The organism is Mesorhizobium sp. 128a (assembly GCF_053848025.1).
In genome coordinates this window covers 129,977-142,384 of record NZ_JBSPKY010000003.1, presented here as the reverse complement: position 1 = coordinate 142,384, position 12,408 = coordinate 129,977, and the positions used below count along the sequence as shown (strand labels likewise).

Below are 12,408 nucleotides of genomic sequence, written 5' to 3'. Positions count from 1 at the left end.
TGTCAGTCGCAGCAGCATTGTTCACCTTCATCTTCACGCTGCCCGCCCTCGCCGCCCCCATCCCCTGCCCGCCAGGCAACGCAGACTTCCCAGCCTTCTACGACAACCCCGCCCTCTTCACCGACGCCATCACAGCCGTCGCCAAAATCGAGCCCTCCAACCAGCGGCTGACCGGCATCACCGTGCCGCACCATCTGCTGGTCGCCGATCTCGTCGCGCTCGGTTTCCACGCCGCATCCGGCTTCCACTACAAGCGCATCGTCATCCTGTCGCCGGACCATTTTCACAAGACGCAAAAACTCTTCGCCACCACGACGCGCGGCTTCGGGACGGTGCTTGGCCCGGTCTTGGCCGACACGGCAGCCGTGCGACTTCTGGAGGAGAACAGCGACACGGTCGAAGACTCCTGCCTGTTCGCCAAGGAGCATGGCGTGCAGGCCATGCTGCCCTTCCTGCATCATTATTTTCCCGAAGCTGAAATTGTGCCGGTGGCAATGTCGGTCAAGGCCAGACGTGGCGACTGGGACCGGTTGGCTGAGGCCCTGAAGGTGATCGTCGACAAGGACACGCTGATCGTCGAATCCACCGACTTCTCGCACTATCTGCCGCAGCACGAGGCAAGGCGTTTCGATCAGCAGACGCTGAACATACTCGCCACCGGTTCGCTCGACGGCATCGCGGCGCTGCAACAGCCGGATCACGCCGATTCCGTCGGTGCGCTCTACATCCAGACCAGGCTGCAGCGCGAACTGTTTGGTGCTGCGCCGCTGGTCGTCGCCAACGAGAATTCGCAGGCGCATTCGAGCGACTATGTCGAGCGCACCACCAGCTATGTCGTGGCACTGTTTGGCGCCTTCGGCCCCGGTTTCAACAACCCGACCCGACCCGACGACAAGCTCTATTATTTCGCCGGCGATGTGAATTTCGGCCGCGCCATGAAGAAGATCCTGGTCCGCGACGGCGTCACCGAGAAGATCGTCGACAGCGTGCTTGCTTTGACCCGCTCCCGGCCGCTGATCGTCAACCTCGAAGGCGTCATCCTGCCCAACGTTCCAGAAGCGATCGACGACATGACGCTGGCCATGTCCGCCGATCTCGCCATCGGCATGCTCAGGAAATTGCATGTCGCCGCCGTCAGTCTTGCCAACAACCATGCCTACGACCTCGGCCCGTCAGGCTACGCCGAGACGCTGGGCGCACTCGATGCGGCCGGTATCGCCCATTTCGGCCAAAGCGAGACGCTGGCGCTTGCCGACCTCGACCTTGTCGGGCTGACCGACATCGACACCAATGGCTCCAGAAACACCGACCTTTTGACGCCTGCCTTGCTCGACCGGCTGCTGCACGACAATGCCGAGCGGCCGGTGATTGCCTTTGTCCATTGGGGCCGCGAATACAAGACCGAGCCATCGCTGCGCGAAGAGACGCTGGCCGACCAGATGCGGCTGCGCGGCGTGTCAGCCATCGTCGGTGGGCACCCGCATGTGTCGAGCGAAGCAATCCTTCCGCTCGCCGGCGGCGATGTGGCGGAGATCTATTCGCTCGGCAATTTCCTGTTCGACCAGAAGGCCGAGCGATCGTCCGGATCCATGCTGGAACTCAGGGTGTTCAGTCAGGGCACGATCTTTGCCAGGCTGATCCCGCTGCCCAACTATTTCGAGATGGGCTCGAAATAGAGCAATTCCGGGAAGCGGCGTATCAACACCCCTGCAGATCTTCCGGCAGATAGCACACCGCCGGCTTGGTCCTGGTCTCGAACAGGGACTGCTTCGGCCGGAAATAGAAGAAGGTCGCCGGCTTGCTCTCGCGCGTGCTGCCGTCGGCAAAATGGGCGGCGATGCTGAAGCGATGGACCGACGACATAGACGACCACATCTTCAGCCGCGCCGTATAGCTGCTGAGGTTCTTGTTGCCGCGCACCGGCATGGCGATGCTGTAATCGGTCTTGCCGATCGGAAATTCGATGTTCTGGTAACGCAGGGCTTCGGGCGAGGCACCGCCACCATCGCCGCATTCGGCCAGCGATTCGGGAACCTCGATGCTGACCAGCGAGACGACAACGCGAAACGGCTCGCTCTGCTGGTAAACAGCGCCCTGATCGTCGGCCCAGGAATAGTCTAGCTTGCCGATCCCGGTCACGCTCATCTTCTCGACGCTGCCGTTGACGTAATCGGCGACGTCGCCAAACTTGACCTTGTTGGCGACCTGGGCGCGGCAGACGTCGAGCGCGTCCCTCGACGGGCAAGTGAAGCGCTGGGTCTCTAGCGTTGTCGTGTCGACGCCGGCCTCGGCCAGCACATTCTTGACCGACACATCGACGCCATCGCCGAAAGTGCCGATGTCTTTTGTAAACATGCGGCTCGGCTCGCCGGTCGCGTTGTCTTCCTCGTCGGTCCTGGTGAACTGGATCGACATCTTCATGTCTTTCACGTCGCCCCAGCCATTGTTGACGATCGAGAAGTCCGGGCGGAACCCGACGCAGCCATAATGCTCGCTGATCGACAGCATCGGCTTGCGGTAGGCTTCGCTGGAGGCAACCTTCATTTCCAGGCTGTCGAGCTTGACCCGCGACTGATCGGTGGTCTTGAGGTCGACTTCGGCGAATGCCGGCGCCGTCTCCCAGTCCATGCCGTCATAGACATTGCCGGGGCCGAGCTGCCCGGTGCCATTCCAGGCGTCATTGTATTGGTCCGACACCGGATAGATCGCGATGTCGTCGTCGCGCACCAGATGCTGGTACTGCATGTCGGCCTGCTGCGTCATGCGCTGGTCGACGGCAATGCCGATCTCGACCTTGTCCGCGGCACCGCTGCCGGTCTGCGCCTTGAGCAGCCCGCCCACCCTGGCATCGGCCAGCACATCAGGGCGCGCGCCGCCGATCTCCTTGCCCATCGCCCATTGCGACCAGTAGACGGTGCCGCCCGGCAGCCGGGTTCGCCCTTTGCCGTTCTTCAGCCCATCGGCAAACGGGCCGACGAATATTTCGCCCGTCTTCGTCTCCAGCCGGCCGCTGCCATTCGGCACGCCGGCGCTGAATTCCCCCTCATAGCGATTGCCGTCGGCGTCGACATGGATGCCGTGGCCGTCGAGCTGGCCGGCGACCCAATGCCCGTCGAGTATCTCGCCTGATCGCAGTTCCAGCCGGCCCTGCCCATCGGGCCGGCCATTCTTGATCTCGCCGAAATAGCTGGAATAGATGGTCTTGGGGTCATAGCTCGCAGAGCCGCGTACCCGCCAGACCAGCCTGCCCTTGCCGTTGACGGTGCCGTCGGCGGCAACCGTCCGGTCCGGAGACTGGCCGGCGGCCGGCTCCCAGACGAAGTCGAGACCGAGTTCCGGATGGAAATCCCAGACCCGGACGTTCTTGCGCAGCACCGAGCGCGTCTGACTCTGATAGAGGATTTGCACCCGCTCGGCCCAGGCGCCAGGTGATGCGCCACCTTGATCGGCCGCCGCCGGAAAACATGACAGCGCGGCCAGCATGGATGCAGCCGCAATTGCTTTGACCCCGAAGATCACCCCTGCCCGCGCCATCGTTCCCAACCCCTTGGATCGCCCAGCGTAAGCGCCACTGTAAAACTGTGCAAGGGAGTGATTTCGATACAAAAAACCGGCGGTGGGAAAGTCCCGCCGCCGGTCTGGTATTGCCAGTCTTCGCTACTGTTTGCCGGCGAAAGATCAGGCGGCTTTATTTGTACAGGCTGTTGATCCACTCCACATTGGCGGCGTTCAGGCGCACGGCCGTGTTGGCATTCGGGCTTTCGGCCACGTTGACGCCGGTGACAACCCGCTGCTTGGCGCCATTGTCATAGGCGTATACCGAGCTGCCGCTCGAGCCCGGATAGGTATCGCAGTCGTACTGGAAATACTCCGCGCCGATATTTTCGGCGTGCACTTCGCAGGTCGCCTTCCACATCGTGCCCATCGGCTTGTCGCCGGGATATCCGACGATGTTGGCGGTGAAATCGCCGAGATTCTCATAGTTGGCATAACCCAGCCAGCCGAGATTGGTGCCGACATCCTGCTTCAGCGTGATAATGCCGAGGTCCCACGGAATGACCGAGCCGTAGTAACCCTGATAATTGTCGATGAAGCCCTGCAGGATATAGACGCTCTCATAGCTGAAAGCGCCAAACGGTGCGTCGTCGGCCGTGTTGCCGTTGAGCGACGGCACGAAGATGACGTCGTCGAGCCAGGCCTTGTCTTCATTGCTGTAGAGGCAATGCGCGGCGGTGAGCACCGTGCGCGGACCGATCAAGGTCCCCGAGCAGCTGCCATAGCCGCTCTTGGCTTTGCCTTCGATATACCCGATCGCGGTGAACGGGTAGGTCTTGGTGTTCTTGATCTGCTCGCGGTCGTCGGCCCCGAACACCTGGCGGCCGGCTTCGTCGCCGCCCGTCAGCCCGGTCTTGTCGGCGGCCGGTGCGTTGGCAGGCGCATTCAGTTCCTTGATGACAAGGTCCTTCAGCGTCTCGTCGGCATCGATCTTGATGTCCTTGCCATCGGCCGAACGCCCGACGATGCCATAGGATTTGACCGCCGTCCCCTCGTCGGTCAGCGGCGCCGCCCGGCTGGCTTCGTCTTCAGTCAGTTTCGGCGGCGCGATCGGTTTTGCCCGGCCGGGCTGGTAGTCGCCCGTGCCAAGATCGCGCATGCTTTCGCCATTGCCGGCATTCGCGGAACCAGGATCGGCGGCGAAGGCGGGCATCGCCCACAGTGCGGTGGAAAGCAATGCGGACGCAATGATAGTGCTTGTCAGTTTCGTCATGGTGAGACTCTCCCAAAAGTCAGCAAGGAGTGGATCAAAATACAGAAATATTGTCGAGATCGTGGTGGCGTTAAGAAATCAGTTTGGTTACCCGCCCGTATCGGATCATCGTTCCGAACGGCCTCCCTCCGCCAAACGCATCCGCGTCGATATACTGCCTAAAATAATTCAACATTGGCAATGACAAATCGCTTCCACGTAGCCCGTGGGGGGCTATAGGGTTTGGGGTGGGTTCTGCCCGACTGGGCACGATTAGCAAAAGTGGTATTTCGGTTTTATGACCGCGCGGGTGCCGTTCGATCTGGGCGATCGACGAACCAACCCACTTCTGCCGATCCTGCTTCGTGGCGACCTCATCAGGCAATTGTCGTCTCAGGAGGTTTCAAGGTGAACATTATCCATCGGTTCAGGCCGCTCGCCACTGCATCGCTGTTGGGCATCGCAGCCGCCTTTCCCGCCGTCAACGCGCTGCAGGCGGCCGACGCCGCCGTCAGACCGGAAGCGGCGGTCTCGCCGATGCAACGCGTCGCCGAAGCCAGGGACAAGGCCAAGGCCGAGAACCCCGACGGCGCCGACCGCGTCTATGGCGGCAAGGAAGCCGACAAGGGCGCCTATCCGTTCCAGGTGGCGCTGCTGACCACCGCGCGGCTGGACCCCAGCCCGGCCTCGCAGCCGAACGCGCAATTTTGCGGCGGCAGCCTGATTGCACCGCAATGGGTGCTGACGGCGGCGCACTGCCTCAACGACAAGGGCCGGCCGATTTCGCCCGACACGGTGACGGTGCTGACCGGTGCCACCGACCTCACCGAAGGCAAGCGCTACAAGGTGGTCGAGGTCATCGTCAACGAGGGCTACAGCGAACAGACGCTGGACAACGACCTCGGCCTGCTCCGGCTGGCGGAGCCCGCTGATGCGCCGGTTATCAAGATCACCAATGAGCCGACACCCGACAGCGGCAAGACCACGGTCATCGGCTGGGGCAAGATGCAGGACGGCACCTTCCCGACCGCGCTGATGGTCGCCGATCTCGATCTCGAGCCCAGTGCTGCCTGCAACAGCGGCATCAAGTCGATCTACGCGCATGACCTCAAGGCGGCGCTCAGCGATCTCTCACACCGCATGCGCTATTCGGAAAAGGGCATCGATGCCGCCGCCAATGCGATTGCCGCCGATATGTCCGATCCGCTGACCAACAACATGATCTGCGCCGGCACCGACAGCGGCGAACGCGATGCCTGCAACGGCGACAGCGGCGGACCGCTGTTCATGACCGGCGCCGACGGTCCGGTGCAGGTTGGCGTTGTCAGCTGGGGCGAAGGTCCGTCCGACGGCACCGCCGCCTGCGGCCACAAGAACGCCTATGGCATCTACACGCGGCTGGCCAACTACACCGGCTGGATCGAGGAGAAGATGAAGACCGCGGCTCCGGCTGCCGCCGCTGCGCCCAAGGCTGGTCTCGGCACAGCCAAGAAGCCCTGAGGCGAGAGCGGCTCATCGTCTCATGAAAATGTAAAACGGCGGGATTCTCCCGCCGTTTTCGTTCGTATCGTTTGCCGGCTGTCTTACTTCCTCGGCGGCCCTTTGCGCTCCGCCGAAGCCGCCCACAGATTGATGTCGGATTCCCGCGCGTAAGTGTCGATCTCGGCGAGCTCGGCGTCGCTGAACTCGAGCACCTTGAGCGCACCGACGCAGTCCTCGACCTGTTCCGGCCGGCTGGCGCCGATCAGCGCCGAGGTAACCCGGGCCTTGCGCAGCACCCAGGCCAGCGCCATCTGCGCCAGCGTCTGGCCACGCTTGCCGGCAATCGCGTTCAGCGCCTGGATGTTGGCGATAGTCTTGTCGTTGATGAAGGCGGGACGCAGCGACTTCCCTTGGGAAGCGCGGCTGCCCTCGGGAATGCCGCCGAGATATTTGTCGGTCAGCATGCCTTGCGCCAACGGCGAGAACACGATCGAGCCGACGCCGAGCCCTTCCAGCGTGTCGAGCAGCCCGTCCTCCTCGACCCAGCGGTTGAGCATCGAATAGCTCGGCTGATGGATGATGCAGGGCGTGCCGAGCTGCTTCAATATGTCGGCCGCCTCGCGCGTGCGCTGCGAATTGTAGGACGAGATGCCAGCATAGAGCGCCTTGCCGGAACGCACCGCATGATCGAGCGCACCCATGGTTTCTTCCAGCGGCGTATCGGGGTCGAAGCGGTGCGAATAGAAGATGTCGACATAGTCGAGCCCCATCCGCTTCAGGCTCTGGTCGAGGCTGGCCAGCACATATTTGCGGCTGCCCCACTCGCCGTAAGGACCGGCCCACATCTCGTAGCCGGCCTTGGTCGAGATGATCAGTTCGTCGCGATAGCCGGAGAAATCGGTGCGCAATATCTCGCCAAACGCCGTCTCGGCCGAGCCGGGCGGCGGACCGTAATTGTTGGCGAGATCGAAATGGGTGATGCCGAGATCGAACGCCTTGCGCGCAATCGCCTGCTTGGTCTTGTGCGGCGTGTCGTTGCCGAAATTGTGCCACAGGCCAAGCGAGATCGCCGGCAGCTTCAGGCCGGATCGCCCGCACCTGTTGTAGAGCATTTTCTCATAGCGGTTTTCAGCCGGCTGCCAGCGCATGGGGACATATCCTGGATTGAATGGGTGTCGGCGCGACCGCGCCGACACCCTTCTACCTCATTTCTTCTTCGCCAACAGCCCTTTTGCGTCCTTGACGCGGAGTGCAGCCGGCCGCTCGCAACTGGTCTGCATGGCGACGAACTTGCCGGTCTCGCCCGACCGCAGCAGCCCGGTCATGACGTCGACGGCATGCAGCGCCAGCTCCATCGAGCAACGGTGCGGGCGGCCCTCGGCGATCGCCAGCGCCATGTCGGCAAGGCCTGCGGTGCGATAGTTGGCCATCATGCCCTGGCCGTGCATTTCGTTGGGCACGCCGAACGGATGCTTCCATTTCGGCAGTTTCTTCACCGGCTTGGCCGCCTCGGTGATGCGCACGTCGCCGCCGAAGAAATTCGGATCCGGCACATACACCGTACCCGCCTCGCCATAGAGTTCCATCGGCGCATGGCCATGGCTCCAGACGTCCCAGCTGGTGTTGAGCGTGATCACCGCACCGTTCTCGAATTCCAATAGGCCGTGGATGGTGGTTGGGGTGTTGACCGGGATTTTTTCGCCGGCGCGCGGCTTCGATGAAATTGTCCGCTCCTTGGCCGGCGTTGTCGCAAAGGCCGCGACCTGTTTCACCGGCCCGATCAATTGGATCAGATTGGTGATGTAGTAGGGTCCGATGTCGAGCACCGGTCCGGCGCCCGGCTGGAAGAAAAAGTCCGGATTGGGATGCCAGTGCTCCATGCCGTGGCCCATGACATGGCAGGTGCCGCTGGTGATCTTGCCGAGCGCGCCGGTGTCGATGAGATTGCGCACCAGCTGGTGCGCGCCGCCGAGGAAGGTGTCGGGGGCCGAGCCGATGCGCAGACCCTTCTTCTCGGCGCGGCTCTTCAGGTCGAGCCCTTCCTTGACTGACAGCACGAACGGCTTTTCCGAATAAACGTGCTTGCCGGCATCAAGGATCTGCTTCGACACCTCGTAATGCACCGCCGGAATGGTCAGGTTGACGATGATGTCGATCTCGTCGTCCTTGAGCAGTTCCTCGACGGTCTCGGCGCGCAGCTTGAACTCCTTCGCCCGCGCCTTGGCCGCGTCCATGTTGATGTCGGCGCAGGCGCGCATCTCGATGCCGCGAAACAGCGGCGCCAGCGAGAAATACGCCTTCGAGATGTTGCCGCAGCCGATGACGCCGATACCCAGTTTCTTTGCCATGATGATTTGTTCCTAGTAAGCCTTGACGGATGCGAGCGAGCGGCTGGCGAAGCGCTCGATGTCGTTGGGGTTGTCCTGTTCCATGACGTAGTATTTGGCCGTACTCTTGGCACGCAGCGTCTTGATCAGGCCGGCCCAGTCGATGGTGCCGTGGCCGACATCGGCCCAGCCGTCTTCGTCGAGGCCCTCGCCCGGTTTGGCCATATCCTTGACATGGACGGCGCTGATGCGCTTGCCGTGCTTTTCGATCCACGAAAGCGGATCGACGCCGCCGCGGATCACCCAGGCGACGTCCATTTCCCAGCCGATATCGGGCGCTGCCGACAGGATGTGGTCCTGCGGCACCGAGCCGTCGGCGAGCTTCTTGAACTCGAAATCATGGTTATGCCAGGCAAAGCCGTAGCCGGCCTTCTTTGCGGTCTCGCCGACCTTGGCCAGACGCTCGCCGAAGCCGCGCCAGCCGGCCGCATCCGCAGGCCGCTGCTCGGCCACGAGATAGGGACAGATGACCAGCGTGATGCCGAGCGCATCGGCTGTTTTGCGCACGCCGTCGAAATCATTCTCCAGCGCGTCGATCGAGAAATGCCCGGTCGGCATCGCAAGCCCGTTCCTGTCGAGTTCGGCGCGGAACGCCTTGGGGTCGTCATAGACGCCGCCAAAGCCTTCGACTTCCTTGTAGCCGACCTTGCCCAGCATTTTCAGGATGCCGTCCCAAGGCAGGAAATTGCGGGCGCTGTAGAGTTGGAATGACCAGTTCATCGTCTCTGTCCGTTTCTTGGGTGGTGGGTCTTGGGGGACCGTTCTTGGGGGATGTGATTGGGATGATTGTCGAAAGTTACAGGCGGTTGCCGGTGGCGGCATCGAACAGCGAAGCGCGCGCCGGATCGAAACCGAACTGGACCGGGTCGCCGCTATTCAGCGTCCTTTCCGCCTCGACGCGGAACGAAAGGTTGCGGCCGCCGAGCTTGGTCCATACCAGCGTGTCGGAACCCATCGGCTCGACGATCTCGACCGAACCGGTGGCGGAAAACGGCATCGACTTAGCCGCGTCACCGAAGGCGATGTGTTCAGGCCTAATGCCGAGCACGCAAGCTCCGGTCGGACGCTGCGTACCGTCAAAGGCATAGCGCTCGAGCGGCACCGAAACACCGTCGGTCTTGAACGTCGGACCGGCCTCCAGTTCCCCTTCGAGAAAATTCATCGCCGGCGAGCCGAGAAAGCCGGCGACGAAGCGGTTGACCGGGCGGTTGTAGATCGTCTGCGGGGCGTCGAGCTGCTGGATGACGCCGCCGCGCATGACGGCGATGCGATCGGCCAGTGTCATCGCCTCGATCTGGTCGTGGGTGACGTAGATCATGGTGTTTTGCAGCTTGCGGTGCAGGAGCTTGATCTCGACGCGCAGTTCGGAGCGCAGCTTGGCATCGAGATTGGACAGCGGCTCGTCGAACAAAAAGACGTCGACGTCGCGCACCAGCGCCCGCCCGATCGCCACGCGCTGGCGCTGGCCGCCGGACAAGGCTGCGGGCTTGCGCTGCAGCAGCGGCTCGATCTGCAGGATTTCGGCGGCGCGCGCGATGCGCTTGGCGATCTCGTCCCTGGGCACGCCGGCAACGCGCAGGCCGAAGGACAGGTTCTTCTCCACCGTCATCTGCGGATAGAGTGCATAGGACTGGAACACCATGCCGATGCCGCGGTCCTTGGGCTCTTCCCAGGTGACGTTCTTGCCCTTGATGAAGATGCGACCGTCGGAAATGTCGAGCAGGCCCGCGATGCAGTTGAGCAAGGTCGACTTGCCGCAGCCCGAGGGGCCGAGCAGCACGATGAACTCGCCCTCGGCGACATCGAGGTTGAGCGTCTGCAGCACCGATACAGAGCCGAAATTCAGCGACAGATCCTGGATCGAAACGCTGGTGCCATTGGCTGCCGTCATCGCCATCACCCTTTCACCGCGCCGGCGGCGATGCCGCGCACGAAAAGCTTGCCGGAAATGAAGTAGACGATGAGTGGCACAAGGCCGGTCAGGATGGTGGCGGCCATGTTGACGTTGTACTCCTTCACGCCTTGCACCGAATTGACGATGTTGTTGAGCTGCACCGTCATCGGATAGGTGTCGGGGCGGGTGTAGACGACGCCGAACAGGAAGTCGTTCCAGATGCCGGTCACCTGCAGGATGATGGCGACGACGAAGATCGGCAGCGACATCGGCGCCATGATGCGCAGGAAAATGCCCCAGAAGCCGGCGCCGTCGACACGCGCCGCCCGGAACAGTTCTTCCGGCATCGAGGCAAAATAATTGCGGAACAGCAGCGTCAGGATCGGCATGCCGAAGATCGAATGCACGATCACCAGCCCACTGAGGCTGCCATAGAGGCCGATCTCGCGCAGGATGATGACGATCGGATAGATCATCACCTGGTAGGGGATGAAGGCGCCGACGATCAGGATGACGAAGAATGTGTCGGCCCCCTTGAAGCGCCAGTTGGCGAGTGCATAGCCGTTGACCGAGGCAATCGCGATCGACAGCAGCACCGAGGGGACGGTGATGCGCACCGAATTCCAGAAGCCGCGCGAAAGCCCGTCGCAATTGAGGCCGGTGCAGGCCGTCGCCCACGCCTTGACCCACGGCTCGAAAGTGATTTCGAGCGGCGGTGCAAAGATATTGCCGAGCCGTATCTCGGGCATGCCCTTGAGCGAGGTGACGACCATCACGTAGAGCGGCAGCAGATAATAGACCGCCATCACGATCAGGGTGCCATAGAGGAAGATGTTACGGCGCGACAAGACATGCCGCGGCTTCGGCCCGCGCGGCCCCAGGGCTTCGCGCTCGGTGGCACCCGCGCCGGCGGGCAAGGAGACGGCCGGGTCAGCCACGCTTCCTGCCTCCGAATTCGAGATAGGCCCACGGCACGATGACGATCACCACCGAGAGCAGCATCATGGTCGAGGCGGCGAAGCCCTGGCCGAGGTTCTGGGCGAAGAACATATAGTCGTAGACGTATTTTGCCGGCACTTCGGAGGCGATGCCGGGGCCGCCGCTGGTCTGGGCGACGACAAGGTCGTAGACCTTGACGATGCCCGAAGCGATGATGACCAGCGTGGTGATGAAGACCGGCCGCATCATCGGAATGACGATGAACAGATAGGTCTTCCACATCGGAATCCCGTCCACCCGCGCCGCCTTCCAGATGTCCTCGTCGATGCCGCGCAGGCCGGCCAGCATCAGGCACATGATGAGCCCTGTGCCTTGCCACAGTGCTGCGATCGATATGCCGTAGATGACGATGCTTGAGTTATAGAGCGGGTCGAAGCTGAAGCTCGTCCAGCCGAGGTCCTGCACCACTCGCTGGATGCCGAAATCGGGATTGAGCAGCCACTGCCAGACCAGACCGGTGACAATGAAGGAAAGCGCGAACGGATAGAGGAAGATGGTGCGGAACGTGTCCTCGAAGCGGATCTTCTGGTCGAGCAGTGCCGCAAGCAGGAAGCCGATGACCAGCGAAAACACCAGCGAGATCGCGCCGTAGATCAACAGGTTCTCGATCGAGATCAGCCAGCGCGGTGTCGACCACAGCCGGTAGTACTGATCGAGTCCAACAAAATTCAGCCGCGGCAACAGCTTCGAATTGGTGAAGGAATAGAGCACCGTCCACAACGTGCCGCCAACGAAGACCACCGACGCGGTGAGGATCATCGGGATCGAGGCGACCTTCGCATTGAGGTTGCGGAACAGCGGGTTGGGGCGTTCGCTCTTGCTCATCTCGTCAGCCGGGTGGGTAAGGGCGGGAGGGTCCCGGCCCTGCTTGTGGCAAGGCCGGGACCGGGGAGGATTGG

At 62.3% G+C, this 12,408-nt stretch carries 10 protein-coding genes; 2 read left to right on the top strand and 8 right to left on the bottom strand.

Translation table 11 applies throughout. The annotated features are described in order from the left end of the window. Positions 1-17 precede the first annotated feature (17 nt). On the top strand, positions 18-1,676 hold the full coding sequence (gene amrB, locus ACWTU9_RS06950; protein WP_455857662.1) for an AmmeMemoRadiSam system protein B: 1,659 nt from the start codon (positions 18-20) through the stop codon (positions 1,674-1,676). Between the two features lie 22 nt (positions 1,677-1,698). On the opposite strand, the gene ACWTU9_RS06945 is transcribed toward amrB, so the two are convergent. Both ACWTU9_RS06945 and ACWTU9_RS06940 read right to left on the bottom strand, forming a co-directional pair. Further along, a complete protein-coding gene (locus ACWTU9_RS06945; RefSeq protein WP_455857661.1) occupies positions 1,699-3,534 on the bottom strand; it encodes an MORN repeat-containing protein in 1,836 nt (611 codons plus the stop codon). A gap of 154 nt (positions 3,535-3,688) precedes the next feature. Continuing rightward, positions 3,689-4,768: a trypsin-like serine peptidase gene (locus ACWTU9_RS06940; RefSeq protein WP_455857660.1), complete on the bottom strand. Its 1,080-nt coding sequence runs from the start codon at positions 4,766-4,768 to the stop codon at positions 3,689-3,691. Positions 4,769-5,155: 387 nt separating this feature from the next. On the opposite strand from ACWTU9_RS06940, the gene ACWTU9_RS06935 reads away from it, so the two are divergent. Continuing rightward, complete coding sequence (locus ACWTU9_RS06935; RefSeq protein WP_455857659.1) at positions 5,156-6,247, top strand: S1 family serine peptidase; 1,092 nt, start codon at positions 5,156-5,158, stop codon at positions 6,245-6,247. 83 nt (positions 6,248-6,330) lie between these two features. Here ACWTU9_RS06935 and mgrA read toward each other — a convergent pair whose 3' ends face one another. The 6 genes from mgrA to ACWTU9_RS06905 form a co-directional block, all read right to left on the bottom strand. Continuing rightward, positions 6,331-7,377: an L-glyceraldehyde 3-phosphate reductase gene (gene mgrA, locus ACWTU9_RS06930; RefSeq protein ID WP_455857658.1), complete on the bottom strand. Its 1,047-nt coding sequence runs from the start codon at positions 7,375-7,377 to the stop codon at positions 6,331-6,333. A gap of 57 nt (positions 7,378-7,434) precedes the next feature. Beyond that, entirely contained in the window at positions 7,435-8,577 is a 1,143-nt protein-coding gene (locus ACWTU9_RS06925) for a Gfo/Idh/MocA family protein (RefSeq protein ID WP_455857657.1), read from the bottom strand. 12 nt (positions 8,578-8,589) lie between these two features. Further along, the gene (locus ACWTU9_RS06920; protein WP_455857656.1) at positions 8,590-9,336 is read right to left on the bottom strand and encodes a sugar phosphate isomerase/epimerase family protein; all 747 of its coding nucleotides are present in this window, start codon (positions 9,334-9,336) and stop codon (positions 8,590-8,592) included. A 76-nt stretch (positions 9,337-9,412) separates the two neighbouring features. After that, complete coding sequence (locus ACWTU9_RS06915; RefSeq protein WP_455857655.1) at positions 9,413-10,507, bottom strand: ABC transporter ATP-binding protein; 1,095 nt, start codon at positions 10,505-10,507, stop codon at positions 9,413-9,415. A gap of 5 nt (positions 10,508-10,512) precedes the next feature. Beyond that, positions 10,513-11,448, bottom strand: coding sequence for a carbohydrate ABC transporter permease (locus ACWTU9_RS06910; protein WP_455857654.1), 936 nt, complete (start codon positions 11,446-11,448; stop codon positions 10,513-10,515). Then, positions 11,441-12,334 carry a carbohydrate ABC transporter permease gene (locus ACWTU9_RS06905; RefSeq protein WP_454586052.1) on the bottom strand — a complete coding sequence of 298 codons (894 nt, stop codon included), beginning with the start codon at positions 12,332-12,334 and terminating at the stop codon, positions 11,441-11,443. Before ACWTU9_RS06905 ends, ACWTU9_RS06910 begins: the two co-directional genes overlap by 8 nt. Positions 12,335-12,408 lie beyond the last annotated feature (74 nt).

Coding starts and splice junctions, on each gene's coding strand:
- ACWTU9_RS06915 (WP_455857655.1), bottom strand. CDS start 10,507: ATGACGGCAGCCAATGGCACCAGCGTTTCGATCCAGGATCTGTCGCTG.
- ACWTU9_RS06925 (WP_455857657.1), bottom strand. CDS start 8,577: ATGGCAAAGAAACTGGGTATCGGCGTCATCGGCTGCGGCAACATCTCG.
- ACWTU9_RS06920 (WP_455857656.1), bottom strand. CDS start 9,336: ATGAACTGGTCATTCCAACTCTACAGCGCCCGCAATTTCCTGCCTTGG.
- ACWTU9_RS06905 (WP_454586052.1), bottom strand. CDS start 12,334: ATGAGCAAGAGCGAACGCCCCAACCCGCTGTTCCGCAACCTCAATGCG.
- mgrA (WP_455857658.1), bottom strand. CDS start 7,377: ATGCGCTGGCAGCCGGCTGAAAACCGCTATGAGAAAATGCTCTACAAC.
- ACWTU9_RS06940 (WP_455857660.1), bottom strand. CDS start 4,768: ATGACGAAACTGACAAGCACTATCATTGCGTCCGCATTGCTTTCCACC.
- ACWTU9_RS06945 (WP_455857661.1), bottom strand. CDS start 3,534: ATGGCGCGGGCAGGGGTGATCTTCGGGGTCAAAGCAATTGCGGCTGCA.